Genomic DNA, 19,934 nt, shown 5'->3' with positions numbered 1-19,934 from the left:
TGGTTACGACCGGCCGATGCGCTGCAGCGTGTCGCGCTGCAGGTTGTCGGCATTGTCGATCATGGCGTTCGCGCGCTCGTAGGCACGTTGCACGTCGATGAGTCGCGTCATCTCGCGCACGGGGTTCACGTTTGAGGACTCGAGCATCCCCTGCAGAACCACCGGGTTCTCCAACTCGTCGGCCTGGGGGGCGCCGCCATCCGGGGGCACCAGCACGCCGTTGCCGAGACGGCGGTAGCTCTGGATGTCCGGCACGTCAAAGACGCCGACGCGCGCGATCGCATTGCCGTTCTGGGTGGTCACCGTCCCGTCGCGCGCAATGGAGATCTGGCCGGCGCCCGGCGGAACCACGATCGGCGCGCCGCCGGCATCGAGCAGTTGAGCCCCTGCACTGGTGACAAGCGTGCCCTCGGGGTCCAGCGAAAGGCCCCCGTCGCGGCCGAATCCCTGTTCGCCTTCGGGGGTGCGGAACTGCAGCCAGCCCTCGCCGCCCAGCGCGATATCCAGCGGGCTGTCGGTGCGCATGATCGCGCCGGCCGAGGTGTCGATATAGGATCCCCGGTCCAGCACGAAGCTGGACGGCGTGTCCGAAGGGCCCGTGGCCCGCGTGCCTTCGACCGCCTCGAAAACCGGGCGTTCACCCTTGAATCCGGCGGTGTTCGCGTTGGCAATGTTGTTCGCGGTAATGTCCAGCTTGCGTTGCAGAACACGCAGCTGGGACAGACCGACGTAACTTGTTTCGCTCATTGCAGGCCTCCTGCGCCGGCACCCGGTCGGACTGGCATCACAAGGATTAATTGCAACACTGTCCTTCAATTCATGGATTAATCCCTAGACGAATTCAAGAATAAATGAAATCGTCCTGATATGTTTATGCGTCTGGCATGTTGTGTTTTTGCATGGGCGGCCCTTCCGGCGGGGGCCGTGACCCTGCCCGCGCCCACCGGACCCATCGCATTACAAGACGCTGGAAACGTTGATTTTCTCGATAGAGAGCGCGCCCTTCTGAGTGATCTGAACGGGGATCGCGACGCGATCAAGCCGATGGTCGGGCTGGCCGAACTCTACCTGTCCCGCGGCATGATTCCCGAATCGCGATCGATTGTAGAAGAATTGCGCAATAATAAACTGCCGGCGGACACGCAGACCCGGCTTTCGGTCCTTCACGCTACGCTTTCGATGTTGGATGGGGACCGGGATGATGCCGCCCTGCTCGACGCGACCGAGGGATGGGATGACGCCGCGGCCCTGCGCGCCCACGCAGCGCAGGAGATGGGGCGCACCGACGCGGCGCGCGCACTTCTGAAGCCCGCGCAGGACTCGTTGCCCAGTCTGCCGGTCGAGCTGCGGTCCCTGGTTCTGCCGACGCTCCTGGACATCGCCATCGCGGCCGAGGATTGGGACACGGGCGCCGCGCTGGCCGCCGCATACCCTGACATCCCGGCACTTGCCGATCAGCCCGGATACTGGCTGCGGCTCGGTCGCGTGGCCGAGCTTCGCGACGATCCGCTGACAGCTTTCGAAGGTTACCTGCGCGCTTCGCGGGGCGACGATGCCGACGCCCAGCGGGCCCGCATCGCGTTGGTTCGCCTGGGTCGCAGTACCGGAACTCTGGCACCGGATCAGCAGCGTGCCCTTCTGGACCAGATCCGCTGGGCCTGGCGCGGCGACGAGGTCGCGCTGGACGGATTGTCCCTTTTGGCCGAGGTCGCGCGCGAGGCGGGCGACCCGCTGGGCGCGCTGTCCGCATTGGCGCAAATCCTGCGTGATTTCGACGATCCGGCGGTGCGCAACAACACGCGCGCACGGGCCGAAACCATGGTCGCCGCCTTCTACGGGGCGGGCGCCAGCGGAGAGATCGGGCTCAGTGCATTTCTCGACGGGCACAGCAGTATCGAAGCGGAGTGGAGACTGGACGGCATGTTCCACGCCCATGCGGGACGGCTGGCCGAAATCCTTCTCGACCGCGGGATGACAGCCGCCGCCGCGCGCGAGGCCCGGAACCTGCGCGAACTCATGGTTGTCGCCGAGGAGCTTGGCGCCATGGACCCCGCGCCCGAGCTTGCACGGGCCTTGATCAGGACCGAGCTTGCGGCCTACCTGCAAAGCAATCGGATCGACGCGGCATCCGAATTGGCGTCGGCTCTGCCCCTTCCCGTCAACGACCCCGATCTGGCGGCTTTGCTGGGCGAACTGGCCGCGCGTGGCGGCATCGCCCCGGTCGAGGGCGGCGCCCGCGCGCTGCGGACTCGGGCCGAACGCGCGTTCGAGGCGGAAGATTTCGAAACCGCCCACAGTCTCTATTCCGACTACTGGGATGCGCGCCCGGACAGCTTCGCATTTCGCGACGCCGTGCGCCTGATGATCGCCGCCTATCGCAGCGAGAGACCCGATACCGTGGCCCGGCTGAGCGCCGAGATCCCGCAACTGACCGAGCTACCGGAATGGGACGAGATCGCCCAGAGCCTGACCCGCGCCTTGGCGCCCCCCGAAGACCCCGCGCGCCGTGTCCTGTCGAACGCCGGCACGCTGGCATCGCTTGAGCGCGCAGCGCGGGCCAGCGACGCGGCCGCCACCCTCACCGACGGGGTGCGGCCCTGAAGTCACTCGCGCAAAGAATCCAAAGTAACGACACATTCAGGCCATCCACGGGTCGCTTCCTCAAGACCAGCAAGGATAACGAATCATGAGCATCTCGAACGCACTGCAAACCGGCGTCAGCGGCCTGTCGGCCAACTCGTCGAAGACCAGCCAGATCTCGTCGAACATCGCGAACGCCAACACCGTGGGTTTTCGCCGGACATTCTCGGATTTCGTCACTCAGAATACCACCGACACCCAGGCCGGCGTGCGCGCGGTTGAACGGGCCGAGATCGACAGCAACGGTACCCTGCTGGCCACCGGGCGGCTGACCGATTTCGCGATCTCGGGCGAAGGGTTCTTCGTGGTGTCGCGTCAGCCCAACGATCCGATCCAGTCGAACTATTTTCTGACGCGCGCCGGGTCCTTCCAGCCCGACAACGAGGGCAATCTCGTGAACTCGGCCGGATACTACCTTTCGGGGTTCGAGACCGACGCCCAGGGTGAAGTCGGCGCGGTGGACCGCAACAGCGTGGCCAGCCTCAGCACGGTGAATGTCGGACAGTTCCAGACCCCCGGCTCGGCGACCAATCGCGTGGACATCGGGGCCAACCTGCCCGCGCAGACAACGGGGCTTGCCACGCCAGGCGATCCGTTCGTGTCGACCATGCGCTACGTCAACCAGCTTGGCGGGTCGGATGAGCTATCGCTGTCGTGGCAGCCCACGGCGAACGCGAACGAGTGGTCGATGACGGTGACCGGGGCCGACGGCACCGACTTTGGCACCGCCAGCATGAGCTTCACGGACAGCGGCGCCCTGGCCGGTGCGCCGGCGACCTATACGGCGGGGACCCTGCCCATCGACCCCGCCACGGGCGTCGCTACCATCACGATCGCCAACGGAGCCGTGCCGCAGACGATTGAACTCAACTTCGGCGCACCGGGCACATTCACGGGCCTGACCCAGTTCTCGGGCGATTACACCGCGCCCGATTTCGATGGGGACGGCGCTGCGACCGGAAGCCTCGTACGGGCGGAAATGGGCGACGGCGGCGTTCTTTACGGGCTGTTCGACAACGGGCAGAGACGCGCCCTTTTCGAGGTCCCGCTGGCCCAGGTCACCAGCCCCAACCTGATGCGGTCGGTCAACGGCAACGCCTATTCTCCGACCATCGCGTCGGGCGCACTGCGCCTGGCCGAAGCGGGCAGCACCGCGGGCACGATCGAGGGCGGCGCGCTGGAATCCTCCAACGTGGACATCGCGCAGGAGCTGACCGACCTGATCCAGACCCAGCGCGCATATTCGTCGAACGCCAAGATCGTCACCACCAGCGACGAGATGCTGGACGAGACCCTGCGTATCAAGCGGTAAAAGGCAAACTGAATGAGCATCTCGTCCTCTCTCCTCATCTCGCAATCCGGGCTGCGCGCAACCGAACTGCGCGCCGGCCTGGTGTCTGCGAACATCGCCAATGCACAGACCGAGGGGTATGTGCGCCGGGGGGTCGAGCAAACCTCGGTCGGGGCGGGCGGCGACGGACGCACCGTCGATGTGCAGGTGGTCCGCCGCGTGGACGAGCGTCTGGTCGGCATGAGCCGGTCGGCCCAGTCGGACGTGTCCTACCACGAAACCCGGGCCGAAATGCTGAACAGCTATCTGACCAGCCTGGGCGAACCGAACGACGCCCTGTCGCCCGCGGCCCGCTTATCGACTTTCACCGCCGGCATGGACCTGCTGATGAACAACCCGGCCGACACATCGGTGCAGCGCGATGTGCTGAACCGGGCGGACGGGCTGGTGCGGTCGCTGAACGATGCCTCCATGAACCTCGACCAGGTCCGCGCGTCGACCCGCGACGACACCTTTACCCGCGTCGAACAGGTCAATCGGTCGTTGCAGACACTGGCACAGCTGAACGCCCAGATCACTCCGGGCAGCAGCATCGGGTCGTCACCCGACATCATGGACCAAGTCAGCCTGGAGCTGTCGCGCCTGTCCGAGCACATGGACATCACGGCCCGCTACGACGCGACGGGACGGGTGAACGTGCAGACCGGCGAGGGCACCGAGCTTCTGGTCCAGACCGATGCGGTCGAGGTCTCCTTCGTCGGGTTGACGATCATGGCGGGCGATATCGACATCACCCCGGCCCGCGACGGCGCACGCGGTTTTTCCAGCGGCGGGATTGCCGGGAACCTTGCCCTCCTGAGCGAAGATCTTCCCCAGATGGAACGTCAACTCGACGAGATGGCGTCGGCCCTAGTCCAGGCGTTCGAGGACGCGGACGAGTCGCTTGGTGCCGGGGCCGCGGGGCTGTTCACGGATGGCGGGAATGCCTTCAACGCCGCCAATCTGGACGGTTTGGCGGGACGGCTGGCCGTCAACGACGCCGTGCGCCCCGAGACGGGCGGAGCGCTTTGGCGTTTGCGCGATGGCATGGGGGCGGCGGCTCAGGGCCCGGCGGGCGACGCGGCCCAGCTTGACGCTTTTATCCGCGCTCTCGACACGCCCTTCGCGGTTGCGCCCGAAACTGGCCTGGGATCACCCCAGAGACTGTCAGATTATGCGGCCTCGATGGTCGGCGATCAGCAGAAGGTGGGCGTCCGCGCCCGCGCCGACGCCGAGCAGGCCACCGTGTCCCTGCGCGCCTTCGAATCCGCGCGGGGCGAGATCGAGGGCGTGAATGTCGACCAGGAACTGCAGAAGCTCCTGGAGATCGAGCAGGCCTATTCCGCCAACGCCAAGGTCCTGTCGTCACTGAGCTCGATGGTCGACGACCTTCTGGCCGCGTTCTGAGGAGAAGAGTGAGATGGCAGAAATCGCCCGCACCGTTCCGACCGCCCTTACGTCGCTGCGCCAGCGCCAGATCGCGGCCGAACTGACGACCCAGATCGAAGCCACCTCGCGCGAGGTGACGACCGGTCTGCGGTCCGACCCCTGGGACAGCCTGGGCGCACGCAGCGCCGACGCTTTGGCCATCCGGACGCAGCTGGAGCGGAACGAGAATTTCCTGGTCCAGAACCGCGTGCTCGACGGACGGCTGGAGCAGATCGAGTCCTCGCTGGCGTCGATCCGCGAGGCCGGTCAAGAGGTCATGGACATCGCCGTCTTCTCGGTGAACCGGCCCGAGGCCACAGCGCGGACATTGTCCACCATCGCCCAAGCGGCGATCGCCACGATCACCAACGCCTCGGCCATCCGCCACAATGGCAGCTACGCGCTGTCCGGAACCGCCACGAACCAGGTGCCCCTGACGCCTTGGAGCGATGTTTCTCCCAACTCGGGTGTCACACCGCAATCGGTTCTGGACGACATCACCGGCGGCGCCATCGGCGACGCGGCGGACGCGCAAGCCAAGATCGACGCCCTCAGGGCCGCATTCGACGGCACGTCGGCGACCGCCGCGCATAATTTCCAGAACACCTTCTATAACGGCACGCCGCAGCAGGATGGCGCGGGGAACGTCAACCCCAATCTCTCGTTCCGTTTGTCCGAGACCGAGACCTTGTCGCAGCCTCTTCAGGCCGACGATCCGGCGATGCGCAACCTGCTTCGCGGCCTGGCCATGGTCTCGGCTGTGGACGTGACCGAGATCGCCGACCCCGACGCCTACGCGGCATGGATGGAAGAGGCGACCAGCGCCCTGTCCGACGGGCTGGCCGGCGTTGCGCAGTTGCAGGTCGAAACCGGTCTGCGCCGCGACCGCGTGGGGGATGTCGCCGACGCCCAGGAAACGCGCGGCGCCTTCCTGCAGCGCGAGCGCCAGAACATCGAGGGCGTTGACCAATACGACGCCGCCAGCCGTCTGACCCTGCTGCAAAGCCAGCTCGAGGCGAACTACGCCGTCACCGCGCGCCTGTCGCGCCTGTCCTTCCTGAACTTCCTGTGACGAAAGGTTTGAGCATGATCCGCCTTCTCCTGGCCCTTGCCGTCACCCTCGTCGCCGGGACCGCGCCAGCACAGGCGCAGGTCCGCATCAAGGATATCGTCACCGTCGAAGGCGTCCGGTCGAACCAGCTTGTCGGTTACGGCCTGGTCGTGGGACTGAACGGCACCGGCGACAGCCTGCGGAATTCGCCCTTCACCGAGCGGGCCATCGAGGGAATGCTCGAGCGGCTGGGGATCGGCAACCTCAGCGAAGAGGACATGCGCACCGCAAATGTCGCGGCCGTCATGGTCACCGCGAACCTGCCGCCCTTCGCACGCATGGGGTCGACCATCGACGTGGTTGTCTCGTCCATGGGCGACGCCACCTCCCTGCGGGGCGGCACGCTGATCGTCACGCCGCTGAGCGCCGCGGATGGCGAGATTTACGCCGTGGCCCAGGGCCCCATCGCCGTGGCCGGCTTCGCGGCGCAGGGGCTGAATGCCTCCATCGTCGAGGGCGTGCCCACCGGCGCGCGTATCGAGAACGGCGCCACGGTGGAACGCGAGGTCGATTTTGCCTTCGCCGAACTGGACCGCGTGAAACTGGCCCTGCGCAATCCCGATTTCGTCACCGCGCAACGCATCGAGCAGGTCATCAACGACTCCCTTGGATCGGGCACCGCACGCGCGCTGGACAGCCGCACGGTACAGATCCACACCGCGCCCAAGGCCGACATCGCCGAAACCATCGCCAGCATCGAGCCGCTGATGGTCCAGCCCGACCAGGTCGCGCGCGTGGTCATCGACGCGCGGTCGGGCACTATCGTCATCGGCGCCAACGTCCGGATCGACCGCGTGGCCGTCAGCCAGGGTGGTCTGACCGTGTCGGTGAAAGAGACTCCGCAGGTGTCGCAGCCCGAACCGCTGAGCATCGGCGGGGTGACCGTGGTCGTCCCCGATACCTCGGTCTCGGTGGAAGAGGCCCTCGGCAAGTTCGCCGTGATCGACGGGTCCGTCAGCCTGCAGGCGCTGGTCGACGGGCTGAACGCGATCGGCGTCGGCGCGACCGAGACGATCTCGATCCTGCAATCGATCAAGGCGGCGGGCGCGTTGCACGCCGATCTGGAAATCATCTGAGCCGGGAAAGGCGGGGGCCATGGAGTTCAGCAACATCACATCTATCGCCGGACCGCGGATGTCCGCGTCCCCGGCCCCGGTCGATCCGGCGGCCCGCGAGGCCGCGCGCGAATTCGAAGCCATGATGCTGGGACAGATGGTCGACAGCATGATGGCGACCGTGAAAACCGGCACGTTCGGCGGCGGCCACGCCGAGGAAACCTGGCGCAGTTTCCTGTCCGACGCCATCGGCGCCGAGATGGCCCGCGGCGACGGAACCGGGATCGCCGCGCAGATCGAGGGCGCCATCGCCCGCTACCGCCAGGGCGGTGCGACATGAGCCGCGCGGGACGCGCGCTTGACGCGCTGGAGACGACACTGAAACGCGAAATCGCGGCGATGGAGCGGGGCGATTTCGAAACGCTGGTGGAAACACGCCAGAAAAAAGAAACTCAGGGCGCGGAATTGGAAAACGCCCTTTCCGAGAATCCCGGCGCCATAAGCCGTGACCGACTGTTCGGCCTGCGTCAGTTGCTCGACCGCAACGCGGTCGGACTGACGGCCGCGATGGAGGCCACCGGCACCGCCGCGAAAGAAGTGATCGAGGCGCGCAAAGCCCTGACAATCAATGGAAAATACGGACCAACCGGCAAAAAGCGTGCCGAAAAAACCGCACCCGGCGCGGGGATGAACAAAGTTTTCTAAATGCGGTCCAATTCCGGCCACAAAGGTTAGTAAACTGCGAACGTAGCGGAAAGAATTCCGCAGCTGTCAGAAGGACGGCATTAAATACTAAGAATAGTATGGGTAACTACCATGTCTTCTATCCTGACAAACAACTCCGCCATGTCTGCGCTGTCGACCCTGCGCAACATCAACAGCAACCTGAATGACACCCAAGGTCGTATCTCGACCGGTCTGAAGGTAAACTCGGCGAAGGATAACGCGTCGTACTTCTCGATCTCTGAGACGATGAAGGGCGACAGCTCGATGTACAAGGCGATCAACGAGAGCCTGACGCTGACCAAGAACTCCATCGCGACCGGACGCCTAGGCGCCGACTCGTTCAAGGATCTTGCAACGCAATTCGTCGAGCGTGTGGCGTTCGCGCAAGGCGCAGAAGGTGGCCTTGAAGAGGTCGAAGCCGAACTGACGAACCTCGTCGAGCAGATGAAAACGACCATCAGCCAGTCGACGTTCAACGGGTCGGACTACGTGAACTCTGCCGGCACCGTCGGCACCGCGGGCACCATCGACGCCACCACCGGTGTGGTGACGGCCGGCGTCGGCGTGACCGAAACCAATACCATCGTGACCGGTGTGTCGCGTGGTTCGGGCTCTTTGGCCACCACGACGCTTGATGTCGACACCGTCGACCTGAGCGTCCTGGCCGAGGATTTCGAACTGATCGCGACGGGCTTTGCCACCAACGGCGGCAACGCAACCACCGGTGCGGCCTTCCTCGACGGCGCCCTGGCGTCGGCCGAGACAATCCAGTCGAGCGCCATCGATGCGGCGACCGATCTGGGCCTGGCCGAAAAGGCGATCGAGACCCAGCAGAAGTTCCTCACCAACCTGGTGGACAATCTGGACGCGGGTGTCGGCGCGATGGTCGATGCCAACATGGAAGAGGAAGCCGCACGGCTTCAGTCGCTGCAGGTTCAGCAGCAGCTGGCGACGCAATCGCTGTCGATTGCCAACCAGGCGCCGCAGAACATCCTCAGCCTGTTCCGCTAAGACACAGGGTCCGGCCCGCCCCCTGGGCGGGCCGGCTCACGTCGGACCAGCGAACAGAAATAAAGGGTTGGGATCAGAATGAGCCTCGCTGCCTACAAAAAAACGATCCGCGAAAGCGAATCCCCCCGCCAGGTCGAACGTCGCGTGCTGTCGCAGGCCACGCACGAGATCGAGCGCCACGCCAAGAAATTCGACGCCGCCACTGACAAGTCCGATCGCCTCGCGATCCTTGCCGATGGCCTGCGCGACGCCCTGCAGCGCAACCAGACCATCTGGGCCGCACTTCGCAACGATCTTGCCACGCCCGGCAACACCATTCCCGACGCGCTCAAGGCGCAGCTGATCTCGATCTCGCTGTGGGTCGACCGTCAGAGTCAGGCAGCCCTGGCCGGCGAGGCGCGCATCGGCGCGCTGGTCGAGGTCAATTCGAACATCATTGCAGGGTTGGCCGGACAGGCGCCCGCCAAGCTCGAGGAGGCCTGAGTCATGCTCAAAGTCACCCTGCGCCCCCGCGAATGCGTCGTCGTGAACGGCTGCGTGATCCGCAACAGCGACCGCCGTCACAGCTTTGTCTTCGAGAACCACGCCGACATCATCCGCGAAAAGGACCTGATAGACGAAAGCGCCGCCGCCACGCCGGTGTCGCGCACCTACTATTTCGTCCAGACGGCCCTGATCCGCGCCAACACGCGTGACAAGCTGATCCCCGAGATCCAGCGGCAGCTGGCCCAGCTGGCCACCTGTTTCGGCGCGGAAACCCGCGGCCACATCATGGAAGCCGCCACCCATGTCTCGGCTGGCGACTTCTACAAGGCGCTGTCGAAACTTCGCCCGGTCCTGTCCTACGAGGCCGAGCTTCTCGCACTTGGACCCGTGCATCGGCCGAAAGAGGCAGAGCCCGGGCGCGCGGCGGCGGGATGATCTCGCTCGCGGGGCTCGGCACGCCTCTGGCGGTCCGTCTGGTCGACAGCACCCGGCCCCAACAGCTTGACCTGATCCGGCGCGACGCGTTGAACGCGCGCCAGATCGAAGCCTTCGAGGAGCGTGTCGGCGACATTCGCTCGCCTGCCGATTTCGTCGAGGACACCGAGGTCTATACCTTCGTCATGCGTGCCTTCGATCTGGAAGATCAGATCTTCGGAAAGGCAATGATCCGCAAGATGCTGGAGTCGGACATCAGCGACCCCAAAGCGCTGGTGAACCGGCTGACCGATCCCCGTCTGCGCGAACTGCACCAGGCCTTCGCCTTCAATCCCGAGTCCCAGCTGAGCGTCAAAGTCCTGAGCGAGGACTGGAAACAGGGCATCGTGGACCGGTTCGCCGAGCGCATGCTGATCAACAACGCCGACGAGGGCAGCCGTGGCGCCGGACTCGTGCTGGAATTCCGCAATCGCGTGAGCAAGATCGACAACTGGTTCGACGTGCTCAAGAACCGCGACGTGTCCGAATTCATGCGCACCGCCCTTGGCCTGCCGAAAGAGATCGTTCAGCTGGACATCGACAAGCAGGTTTCCATCTTCAAGGCGAAGTTCGACCTCGAAGACCTGAAGGATCCCGAGAAGGTCGACAAGCTGGTGGGCAAGTTCATGGCCATCCATGACGCACTGAACCCGGTTCAACCCGCGTCGTCGCCCACGCTGACCCTGATGCAGGGCGCTGTGAACCTTTCCAACGGCTTTGCACCGGTGCTGATCGATATCGACGCGATACAGCGGATGGGCAGCGCCAGCCGGTATCGCTAGCAGCGTTACTCGAAGAACTCGTCCTCTTCCTCGCCGGCCTTCGGCAGTTCGATCATGCCTTCGTCGGCCATGGTCTTGGCCGTGTCGATCATGGCCGACTGCGCCGCGCGCACGTCGCGGCCGCGGGCCGGTCCCATCTGTGCCATTTCGTCCAGCAGCATCTGGCGCGACCGCTGCGGGAGACATTCCAGCATCTGGTCGCGCAGCTCTTTCTTCGCGCCGCGCAGGGCCAGCGGCAACAGGTCGCCATCGAGCTGTCGCATGACCATCGCAAGGTCGGTGGCCGGGAGGCGCGAGAAGTCCTCGAACACGAACATGCGTTTCTTGATCGCCTCGAACGTCTCGGGAATGCGCGCGTCGAGTTGCTCGGACAGGTCCTCGAACGCCGCGATGTCGAGCTTGTTGAACAGCTCGGCCATGCGCTGCTGGTTCTGGCTTGCGCTGCCCGAGGTGCCTTCGGACATGATGTCTTCCTTCAGCGTTTCCTCGATCTGGCGCATCACCTGGATGGTCAGCGGCTCGAGCACGATCATCCGCTCGGCCACGTCATACATTCGCTCGGGTCCCAGGAGCGGCAGGACCTTCGCCGCGACAGAGGTATCCACGTTGTTCAGGATCGCGGCCACCGTCTGATCGTGCTCGCCCTTCAGGTAGTTCGCGATGACGTTCTCGTTCAGCGCGGCGAAGCGACGCCAGATGTCGCCTTCCCCCGGCTTGTTACCCGCGCTCCTGAGGATGTTGGCCACTTCTTCTTCGGGCAGGAAGGATTTCAGCATCGCCTCGGCAGACGCGATCGAGCCGACCACCGCACGCGACCCTTCGGCAGCCCGCGCGATGAATTCGCCCAGCACAGCCTCGACGACCTCCGAGGGGATCGAGCCCAGGTTTGTCATCGCCCGCGTGATGAGCTCGATATCGGTCGAGTCGAGTTTGCGCATCAGCTCGGACCCGACCTTTTCGCCGAGGCACAGGAAAACGATGGCTGCCTTGGTCGGGCCCTTCAGCGTCCGGTTGCCCAGCTTGATCGGCTCGGTCACGGCGCGGGTCGCAACTGCGGTCGACATGGGGAAACTCCTTTACTTCACCCGCCGGCCAGCGGCGCGTAACTTTCGATCAGGCTGCCGGCCAGCATGTACCAGCCGTCGATCAGCACGAAGAAGATCACCTTGAACGGCAGCGAGATCAGAACCGGGGGCAGCATCATCATGCCCGCGCTCATCAGCACCGACGCCACCACCAGGTCGATCGCCACGAAGGGCAGGTAGATCAGGAAGCCGATGACGAAGGCGCGGCGCAGCTCGGAAATCATGAAGGCCGGAACGAGGATCCGCCACGACGCGTCCTCGGCCACTTCGGGCATCGGCAGGGCCTCGGCGCCTTCCTCGGTGGTCAGGTCCAGGAACAGGCGGTAATCCTCGGGACGGGTGTTCACGAACATGAAGCCGCGGAACGGCTCGCCGATCCTCTGGATGGCCTGTTCCTCCATGATCGCGTTGTTCAGCAGCGGCTCGACCCCGTTCTCGTAGGCGTCCTCGAACACCGGCTGCATGACGAAGAACGTCATGAACAGCGCCAGCGAGGTCAGCACGATGTTGGGCGGTGTCTGGTTCAGGCCCAGCGCCGAGCGCAGCATCGACAGGACCACCACGAAGCGGGTGAAGCTGGTCATCACGATCAGAAGCCCGGGCGCGAGGCTGAGGATCGTGGCCAGCGCGATGAACTGGAGGATACGGCCCGACAGGTTGGCCGCGTCGTCGCTGCCGGCCTCGGCATCCGACAGCACGTCGGACAGGTCCTGCAGCAAGCCGCCGGCGTCCTGTGCCAGGGCAGGCCCCGCCCACAGCGCCAGGCCAAGGCCCAGCGTTATGCCGAGGCGCGCCTGCATCAGTCGCCCACGTGGTCCTTGACGATCTGGGTCAGGCTGACGCCCAGCCGGTCCTCGCCGACTTTCACAAGGTCGCCGCGCGCAACGACCCGTTCGGACACGTGCAGCTCGACCGGGGCGCCGATCTTGCGGTCCAGCTCGACGATCGAGCCGCGGGAAAGCTCCAGCAGCTGGTTGATGGGCATCCGGGTCGAGCCCAGCACGACCACCACCTCGAGCCCCACGTTCAGCATCGCCTTCACGGCGCGGCTGTCCTGCGCGGCCGCCTCGATCACCGCGGGCAGGTTGCCCTCGGCCTCGGGATGGTCATCCAGGCTCTGCATGACGGCGGCCTCGGCGCCCGTGGGCTTGGCCCCCGCCGTGTCCTTCGCGCTCGCCTTTTCATCGGTTTCCGGTTTCTCAGCGGCCATTTTTGCCCCTTTCCTTCTGTGCGGCCTGGCTGGCGGCGTGGGTCTTGCGCAGCTCTTCCAGGATCAGGCCCGTCACGGTCTCGTAGGCGTATTCCAGCGAACCGCTGTCCCACTCCATGCGCACGTCGCCGGGCGCCAGGTCCGGGTCGGCGTCGATCCGGCAGGCCTGTTCGATGCGGTAGTATTCCATGCGGTGACCCAGCTCGCGGGCCAGCACGTCCTTGGTCTGCGGCGACAGGCGGATGCGGATGGCCTGGCTGCCGATGGCCATCTTCAGCGCCCGGCGCACCTGCGCGCCCACGCGTTCGGCGGACATCTTGGCCACCAGCTCGGGGAAGACCGCGTCGCAGACCGACAGGGTGAATTCCAGCACCTGCGCCTCAAGCGCGGCCCGGTGATCGCCCGCGCCGCGCGCAAGCTCGTCCAGTTGCGCAGCGGTGGCCTGAAGGCTTTCGGCAAGGGCCGCGTCCATCTCGCCCTCGGCCTCGGCGCGGCCCTCGGCATGACCCTGGCTGCGGCCTTCGCGCATGCCACGCTCGTAGGCGGCGCGGACCATCTCGCGGGTTTCATCCTCGTCGTAGGACTTGCCGGCGGACGCGCGGCGCGCGGCCTTGGCCGGATCCTCGTCGAAATTCTGGAGCCGCATGGCGGAAATCATAACGTTACCTCTCGGTCAGCCAGGAGTTGAGGACGCGCAGCGCCTCGTCGGGATACTGCTCGGCCATGGCGCTGACGGTTTTCAGCTGCGACCGCGCCACGCCGCCATCGACGGAAGCTACCTGGACCAACTCCTTGCCGCGCGGATCGTCGAAATTCAGGACCTCACCCGCCAGTTGACGCTGATCGTCCGCCGTCGGGCCCGTGATCTGTCGCGGGGCCGACTGGCCCTGTGGCAGGGCCCGCTGCCCCTGTCCGCCATCGGCTTGCGACGGTCCGCCACCCTCCAGCGCCCCGGCGGGCACCCCGGCGAACTCCGGCGACGGCAGGGCAGCATCCAGCACCATGCGCAACGGCTGACGGCCGAGGAACAGGACCATGGCGATGGCGGCAAGGCCGAACACCGCGCGCAGCATCGTGGTGGCGTTGTCGCTGACGAAACCGCCGACCCCGCCGCCCGTGGGCATGGTCAGGTCACCGTCGTAACCACGGAATTCCAGGCTGTCGATCTGCACCTCGTCACCGCGATCGGCCGAGAACCCGATGGCCGTTTTCACCAGGTTTTCCAGACGCGCCAGCTCTTCGGGGCTGCGGTCGTTGAACACCGTCTCGCCGTCGACCTCTTCGTAGAGACCGTTGACCAGAACGGCGACCGTGATGCGCTCGATGTCGCCGGGTTCGCGCACGGTTTCGGACTGCACCGTGCCGATCTCGTAGTTGATGATCTCGTCGCTCGAGTTGGTTGACCGGGTCCCCTGCCCGCCCCCGCCTTCGTCCTGCAGGGCCTCGGGGATGTTGTTCCCCGCGTCCACGGCGCCGTCGGCGGGGTCGGTCTCGTCCGAGGACTGGCTGCGCGTCTCGACCGAGCGGGCGACCTGCTGGCCGGGGTCATAGCTGGTGGTGCGGCGCACCTCGCGTTCGTTGGTCAGGTCGACGCTCACCCGCACCCGGGCGTTGCCGGGACCCACGCGCGCGTTCAGGATCGACGCGACGCTGGCTTCCAGCCGCTCCTCGATCTCGGCGCGCTGGCTGGTCAGCGACGTGTCGGAACTTCCGGTATCCTCTTCCGCCACGATCGTCTCGCCGGTGGCCGACAGAACGGTGATCCCGCTGGTGTCGAGATCGGCAACGGCCGAGGCGACCAGCGCCTGGATCGCCTGGCCGTGACGGCGCGACAGCGACCGGTTCGGTCCCGTGCGCACGATGACCGAGGCCGAGGGCTGCGCCCGTTCGCGGGAGAATGCCTCGCGCTCGGGAAGGACAAGGTGCACGCGCGCGGCCTCGATCCCGTTGATGGTCTGGATCGACCGGGCCAGCTCGCCCTCCAGCGCGCGAAGCTTGTTCACCCGTTGCATGAATGTGTTCATGCCCATGCCCGACATGTCGTCGAACAGCTCCCACCCCGGTGTGCCTTCGCTGGGCAGGCCGCTGTCGGCGATGGCCATGCGCGCACGGGCCAGGTCCCCCTCGGGCACCGAGATGATGTCGCCGTTGCGCGACAGCCGCACGGGGATGCCGCTCTGCTCAAGGCTTTGGACCATCTGCGACGCGGCGGCGGGAGACACTTGCGAGTAGAGCGGCGTGTAGACCGGCGCGAAAACCGTGGTCGCGCCCAACAGGACGCCGCCAAGGATCACGGCACCGACCACGCCCAGCATGGCCAGCCGGCGCGCGCCCAGCGCCTTCATGTTCTCGATCAGATCTTTCATCTGTCGCCCCGAACCTGCCTCTTTTTCTTTGTAGGCTCCGGCAAAAGGGTCGCACAAGCAAGGATAAAAATTTCTGTCCTTGCAAAACTTGAGAATATCGTGACGATCGGGACATAGCCAAAGCCTGCAACCGGACTGCGTCGGAAATACGTCGAGCGATGAAGAAAAAGCTCCTTATACCGATTATTGCGCTGTTGGCGCCGGTTCTCGTCGCGGGCGGCGCGGTGCTGGCCGTGGGGCCCGAGCGCGCCATGGCCATCGTCGGCCTGGGCGGCGATCCCGCAGAGAACGAGCAAGAACAGGCCAAGGATAATTCCACTGACCACGCGGACGAATCCGACGGCGGTCAGGACGGCGAAGGTGGGCCCGACGCGCCGCAGATCACGCAAAGCGACATGCCGCTGATGCCGTTCCCCGAGATGATCGTGAATGTCACCGACACCACCGCCGACGGACGCCAGACCAGCCGGTTCCTGAAGGTGAACCTGCTCATGGTGTTCGACGAAACCGCACCGGGCGCGGCGCAACTGACCGCGCGCGAGCTTTATATCCGGGACGCGTTCCAGAGCTTCCTGCGCTCGCTGAACGTGGCCGATCTTCAGGGTGCGCGCGGGATCGCGCTCTTGAAATCCGAGCTTCTGCGCCGGGCGCGTGCCGTGGGCCACACCGACGCACCGCGCGACATCCTGATTTCCGACCTGGTGATCCAATGACCCTGCACCTGGAAGAAGAGATCATTCGCCACGCGCGCGAGAACCCCCAGCAGCTTCCCACGCTGGACATGATCCTCGACCGGTTCGCCATCGCGCTGCCGCTGGCGTTCAAGAGCTTCCTGTCGATCCTTCCCGAGATCGAGGAGAAAAGCCGGCAGGACATGCGCTGCGACGTCGCCGTCGAGACCCTGCCGCAGCCCTGCCTGATCAGCGTGGTGAAGGCGCATCCGTGGACCGGCCGGGTCGCCTGCGTGGTCGAGCCGGACCTTCTGTTCTCGGTGCTCGAGCTGATGCTGGGCGGATCCAAGGGCAAGCCGGGCGACTGGAAACCGCGCAGCTTTACCGCCATCGAACGGTCGATCGGACTGAAGGTGGCCGAACTGGTGCTGAACGTGGTTCAGAATTGCTTTGGCCACGTACTCGAGACAACGTTCGAGCACGATCTGGTCGAAACCATGCCCAAGGCGCTGGTTCTCGCTCAACCCGGCACGCCATCCTTCCTGGCGCGCTATGCCATCGACCTGGACGGCCGGCGCGGTCATGTCAGCCTGCTGATCCCCTACGGCAGCTTCGGCGAGGTGCGCGGCATCCTGGCCGCACCGTTCCACGGCGGGCTCGAGGAAGGGCCCGGTGGCTGGGACAGCGAGATGGGCCAGACCATCGCCGATGCCGAGCTGAAGCTGACCGCCGTCCTGACCCATATCCGCGTGTCCCTGAGCGAGGTGCTGGCGTGGCAGAAGGGCCAGGTGATCGACCTGGGTGTCACGCCGGAAGAGCCGATCACCGGCACCGTGAACGGCACGCCCGCCCTGCGCGGCGCCTTCGGGCACCGGGCGAACGGGTCCCTGGCGCTGCGGGTGACCGAACGACTTGTCACGAGCGAGGAGGCGTTGAAGCATGTTTCCCGGACTGATTGATACCGTGATCCTGGTGCTGCTGGTCGGCACGATCGGCTACGCCTACCTGCTCGACCGCAAGCTGAAAGCCCTGATGGCCGCGCTGCGGGACATCCAGCCGATGGTCGGGGAGTTCTCGGACGCCGTCGACCGCTCGGCCCAATCCGTCGCCGCCCTGCGCGACCTGAGCGATCGTCCGGCGAAGGCCGACACCGGGTCGTCCGCGACCCCGCGTCAGACGGAAAGCCCCAAGGCGGCGAGGAAGGCCGCGCCCCCTCGCCCGCACGGGAAATCTGACCTCGTGCGCACGTTCTTCGACATGACGCGGGATGGAAAATCGAACGAAAAGGACGGGTCGTGATGCGAATGAGCCCCCCGAAACTGGTCATCGCCGGTCTTCTCTGCGTCGTCGGGGTCAAGGCGGCAGCGGTCCTGATGCCGACCCTCACCGACGGGATCGCCCGGTCGGGCCAGGCATTCGCCGCCGAGGAAGCCCTTCCCGCGCAGCCCGCCGCCAAGTCGATCATCGATGCGCCGGTCTGCGAAAGCTCGGATGCCATCGTCGCCGCCATTGCCGAGGAACGCGAGCTTCTGAACCGCCAGCGCCAGGAAATGGCCGACCGCGAGGCCGAGGCGCAGCTGGCCGAGGACAGCCTGCGGGCCGAGCGCGAGCGGCTGGCCACCCTGCGCGACGCCATCGAGGGCCAGATCGCACGGGTGGAAGAGGCGTATAACCAAGACCTGACCAAGCTCGTCGCGCTGTATCAGAACATGAAGCCCGAGATCGCGTCGGGCATCATGGACGAGATGGATATCGAAACCGCGACGCTGGTTCTGTCGGCCATGCCCGAACGTGACGCGGCCCAGATCCTGGGCAAGCTGAACCTGAACCGCGCGCGGGCGATCTCGAAGATCATCCTCGAACGCTCGCGCCTGCCCGGCGACCAGAACCTGTCTGGGCTGAAGCTTCAGTAGCCCCGGGCCGCCTTCAGCCCGCCGCAGCCTTTCCCTCGGCCGCCCAGATCGCGCCGCGGCGGATCATTTCGGTGACCTGGGGCACCTTCAGATCGTCCAGCTCGTGGCCGATGGAGCAGTAGAAGACGCGCCCCCTGTCCCACCGCCGGGTCCAGGTGACGGGGATCACGGTCCCCTCGATCCACCACAGGTGATCGCCCGAGAAGGTGGTGGTCGCCAGCACCTCGTTCGAGGGGTCGACCAGCATGTAATACTGCTCGGACCGCATCCGGAAGCTCTTGATGCCCTCGACCAGCGGGTGACCGGGTTTACAGATCGTCACGTCGTAGTCGATGTAATCCTCACGCGGTTGCAGGTTGTCGGGCCATCCCGGCGGGTGGGCCACGAACTGTCCGCCGATGAGGAAGTGATAGGTCGGCCGGTCGCGGAACGCGTCGCCCATGTGACCGTGCCACCCGGCAAGACCGCACCCGTTGCCGATCAGCTTGAGCAGGCCGTCCTCCTGCGGTTTGGTCATGTTGCCGAACTCTTCCTGGTGGCCCGATCGGGCCGAGGACCAGATGGGCGTGATCAGGTCCAGATCGGCAAGATCCTCGGGACGTTCAAGCGGTTCGAGCGTGTCGTAGATCGCGACTTCGAAGCCGTTGTCCTTCAGCAGGGCTTCATACCAGTCCGCGAAATGGGTCGGCGTGTGGCCTTCCCAGCCGCCGACGAACAGGGCTGCCTTCATTTGTTCTTCTCCCGCATGAAATTAAGGATCGATGCCATGTCCCGCTCGGCGAAACCGGCGGCGCTGGCCTCGGACAGCTTGGCGAGCGTCACCTTACCCTGCGGTATCGCGATGCCCAGCCGGTCGGCCAGCGCCGCTGTGACGGACATGTCCTTCTCGGCCAGCGAGACGGTGAAGGTCACGTCGTGCGCGGCCTCGTCCAGGTAAAGCGGCCGGCGGTATTTCAGCATGGGCGCGCAGGCCGCCGACGCCTCGATCACGTCGAACGCCTTCTCGGGTGCGATCCCGGTGGCCTCGGCCAGGGTCATCGCCTCGGCCAGGGTCTGGTTGATACCGTGAATCAGGGAATTGACGGCCAGCTTCATCACCGCGCCCGACCCGACCGTGCCAAGGCAGATGGTTTGCTTGCCCATGGCGTCGAAAAGCGGGCGCAGGGGGTCTGCGTCCGCATCGGTGCATCCCGCCATGATCATCAGCGCGCCGTCGGCGGCGGCCTGGGTCGCGCCCGATACCGGGGCGTCGATGACCTGCGTTCCTTCCGGCGCCTGCGCGGCGAGATCGGCGATGTGATCGGGGCTCATGGTGCCCATCTCGACGAAGATCGTGGCGCCGTTCCCGGCGAAAAGACCGTCAGGACCCATGTGAACGGCCAGGGACGACGGATCGTCGGCCAGCATCGTGATGACCACGTCCGCTTTCGAGGCGAGATCGGCGGGGCTATCGGCGACGGCGCATCCAATCTCGGCCGCAAGCGCCTGGGCCTTGTCCGGCGAGCGGTTCCACAGGACGAGATCATGCCCCGCGCGCGACAGGTTGCGCACCATGTGGCCACCCATCCGCCCCAGCCCGGCGAAGCCGACGCGGCTCACGCGGGACCTCCGGCCATGCGATCCGGTTTCGACAGGTTCATACTGAT

22 protein-coding genes and 1 pseudogene are annotated in these 19,934 nt (G+C 65.7%); 15 read left to right on the top strand and 8 right to left on the bottom strand.

Features of this window, described 5'->3' with window-relative positions:
• Window positions 1-3 precede the first annotated feature (3 nt).
• Window positions 4-747 carry a flagellar basal-body rod protein FlgF gene (gene flgF / locus BMX96_RS07925; protein WP_091845007.1) on the bottom strand — a complete coding sequence of 248 codons (744 nt, stop codon included), beginning with the start codon at window positions 745-747 and terminating at the stop codon, window positions 4-6.
• A gap of 432 nt (window positions 748-1,179) precedes the next feature.
• Between flgF and BMX96_RS07920 the strand changes: the two genes are divergently transcribed.
• The 11 genes from BMX96_RS07920 to BMX96_RS07870 all read left to right on the top strand — a co-directional run bounded on the left by BMX96_RS07920 (window position 1,180) and on the right by BMX96_RS07870 (window position 11,043).
• Window positions 1,180-2,601 carry a hypothetical protein gene (locus BMX96_RS07920; protein ID WP_139210010.1) on the top strand — a complete coding sequence of 474 codons (1,422 nt, stop codon included), beginning with the start codon at window positions 1,180-1,182 and terminating at the stop codon, window positions 2,599-2,601.
• 85 nt (window positions 2,602-2,686) lie between these two features.
• Window positions 2,687-3,952, top strand: a complete 1,266-nt coding sequence (locus tag BMX96_RS07915; RefSeq protein ID WP_091845005.1) for a flagellar hook protein FlgE — start codon at window positions 2,687-2,689, stop codon at window positions 3,950-3,952.
• Between the two features lie 12 nt (window positions 3,953-3,964).
• Window positions 3,965-5,377: a flagellar hook-associated protein FlgK gene (gene flgK, locus BMX96_RS07910; protein WP_091845004.1), complete on the top strand. Its 1,413-nt coding sequence runs from the start codon at window positions 3,965-3,967 to the stop codon at window positions 5,375-5,377.
• Window positions 5,378-5,390: 13 nt separating this feature from the next.
• Entirely contained in the window at window positions 5,391-6,470 is a 1,080-nt protein-coding gene (locus tag BMX96_RS07905; protein ID WP_091845003.1) for a flagellin, read from the top strand.
• A 14-nt stretch (window positions 6,471-6,484) separates the two neighbouring features.
• A complete protein-coding gene (locus BMX96_RS07900) occupies window positions 6,485-7,585 on the top strand; it encodes a flagellar basal body P-ring protein FlgI (protein ID WP_091845002.1) in 1,101 nt (366 codons plus the stop codon).
• Between the two features lie 19 nt (window positions 7,586-7,604).
• Window positions 7,605-7,904 (top strand): rod-binding protein, encoded by a 300-nt coding sequence (locus tag BMX96_RS07895; RefSeq protein WP_091845001.1) that lies wholly within the window; start codon window positions 7,605-7,607, stop codon window positions 7,902-7,904.
• Window positions 7,901-8,269 (top strand): hypothetical protein, encoded by a 369-nt coding sequence (locus BMX96_RS07890; protein ID WP_091845000.1) that lies wholly within the window; start codon window positions 7,901-7,903, stop codon window positions 8,267-8,269. The genes BMX96_RS07895 and BMX96_RS07890 overlap by 4 nt, the downstream gene beginning before the upstream one ends.
• Window positions 8,270-8,380: 111 nt before the next feature.
• Window positions 8,381-9,301 carry a flagellin N-terminal helical domain-containing protein gene (locus BMX96_RS07885; RefSeq protein WP_091844999.1) on the top strand — a complete coding sequence of 307 codons (921 nt, stop codon included), beginning with the start codon at window positions 8,381-8,383 and terminating at the stop codon, window positions 9,299-9,301.
• Window positions 9,302-9,379: 78 nt separating this feature from the next.
• Window positions 9,380-9,784 carry a flagellar biosynthesis regulator FlaF gene (locus BMX96_RS07880; protein WP_091844998.1) on the top strand — a complete coding sequence of 135 codons (405 nt, stop codon included), beginning with the start codon at window positions 9,380-9,382 and terminating at the stop codon, window positions 9,782-9,784.
• Window positions 9,785-9,787: 3 nt separating this feature from the next.
• The gene (locus tag BMX96_RS07875; RefSeq protein WP_091844997.1) at window positions 9,788-10,222 is read left to right on the top strand and encodes a flagellar biosynthesis repressor FlbT; all 435 of its coding nucleotides are present in this window, start codon (window positions 9,788-9,790) and stop codon (window positions 10,220-10,222) included.
• Window positions 10,219-11,043, top strand: coding sequence for a DUF1217 domain-containing protein (locus BMX96_RS07870; RefSeq protein WP_091844996.1), 825 nt, complete (start codon window positions 10,219-10,221; stop codon window positions 11,041-11,043). The genes BMX96_RS07875 and BMX96_RS07870 overlap by 4 nt, the downstream gene beginning before the upstream one ends.
• A gap of 5 nt (window positions 11,044-11,048) precedes the next feature.
• Here the strand turns inward: BMX96_RS07870 and BMX96_RS07865 are convergent, their stop codons facing one another.
• The 5 genes from BMX96_RS07865 to fliF are packed head-to-tail and all read right to left on the bottom strand — an operon-like array spanning window position 11,049 to window position 15,704.
• On the bottom strand, window positions 11,049-12,107 hold the full coding sequence (locus BMX96_RS07865) for a flagellar motor switch protein FliG (RefSeq protein ID WP_091844995.1): 1,059 nt from the start codon (window positions 12,105-12,107) through the stop codon (window positions 11,049-11,051).
• A 17-nt stretch (window positions 12,108-12,124) separates the two neighbouring features.
• Window positions 12,125-12,928, bottom strand: coding sequence for a flagellar type III secretion system pore protein FliP (gene fliP / locus BMX96_RS07860; protein ID WP_073126914.1), 804 nt, complete (start codon window positions 12,926-12,928; stop codon window positions 12,125-12,127).
• On the bottom strand, window positions 12,928-13,338 hold the full coding sequence (locus BMX96_RS07855; protein WP_084140522.1) for a FliM/FliN family flagellar motor switch protein: 411 nt from the start codon (window positions 13,336-13,338) through the stop codon (window positions 12,928-12,930). The genes fliP and BMX96_RS07855 overlap by 1 nt, the downstream gene beginning before the upstream one ends.
• Window positions 13,328-13,984 carry a FliH/SctL family protein gene (locus BMX96_RS07850; protein ID WP_175481685.1) on the bottom strand — a complete coding sequence of 219 codons (657 nt, stop codon included), beginning with the start codon at window positions 13,982-13,984 and terminating at the stop codon, window positions 13,328-13,330. Before BMX96_RS07850 ends, BMX96_RS07855 begins: the two co-directional genes overlap by 11 nt.
• Before the next feature lie 16 nt (window positions 13,985-14,000).
• Window positions 14,001-15,704, bottom strand: a complete 1,704-nt coding sequence (gene fliF / locus BMX96_RS07845; protein WP_091844994.1) for a flagellar basal-body MS-ring/collar protein FliF — start codon at window positions 15,702-15,704, stop codon at window positions 14,001-14,003.
• Between the two features lie 158 nt (window positions 15,705-15,862).
• On the opposite strand from fliF, the gene BMX96_RS07840 reads away from it, so the two are divergent.
• The 4 genes from BMX96_RS07840 to BMX96_RS07825 are packed head-to-tail and all read left to right on the top strand — an operon-like array spanning window position 15,863 to window position 18,288.
• A complete protein-coding gene (locus BMX96_RS07840) occupies window positions 15,863-16,417 on the top strand; it encodes a flagellar basal body-associated FliL family protein (protein WP_091844993.1) in 555 nt (184 codons plus the stop codon).
• The gene (locus BMX96_RS07835; RefSeq protein WP_091844992.1) at window positions 16,414-17,334 is read left to right on the top strand and encodes a flagellar motor switch protein FliM; all 921 of its coding nucleotides are present in this window, start codon (window positions 16,414-16,416) and stop codon (window positions 17,332-17,334) included. The genes BMX96_RS07840 and BMX96_RS07835 overlap by 4 nt, the downstream gene beginning before the upstream one ends.
• Window positions 17,315-17,674, top strand: coding sequence for a hypothetical protein (locus tag BMX96_RS07830; protein WP_073126902.1), 360 nt, complete (start codon window positions 17,315-17,317; stop codon window positions 17,672-17,674). Before BMX96_RS07835 ends, BMX96_RS07830 begins: the two co-directional genes overlap by 20 nt.
• A 5-nt stretch (window positions 17,675-17,679) precedes the next feature.
• Entirely contained in the window at window positions 17,680-18,288 is a 609-nt protein-coding gene (locus BMX96_RS07825) for a MotE family protein (protein ID WP_073126900.1), read from the top strand.
• Between the two features lie 13 nt (window positions 18,289-18,301).
• On the opposite strand, the gene BMX96_RS07820 is transcribed toward BMX96_RS07825, so the two are convergent.
• Entirely contained in the window at window positions 18,302-19,018 is a 717-nt protein-coding gene (locus BMX96_RS07820) for a ThuA domain-containing protein (protein ID WP_091844991.1), read from the bottom strand.
• Window positions 19,015-19,896, bottom strand: a pseudogene (locus BMX96_RS20180) (NAD(P)-dependent oxidoreductase); the annotation flags it as partial. The pseudogene BMX96_RS20180 and the gene BMX96_RS07820, both read right to left, overlap by 4 nt.
• Window positions 19,897-19,934: the final 38 nt, after the last annotated feature.

Origin of the sequence: Palleronia pelagia (genome assembly GCF_900110115.1) — a bacterium.
GTDB lineage: Bacteria > Pseudomonadota > Alphaproteobacteria > Rhodobacterales > Rhodobacteraceae > Palleronia > Palleronia pelagia.
The sequence above is the reverse complement of the archived record's forward strand: the minus strand, read 5'-3'. Positions and strand labels throughout refer to the sequence as shown.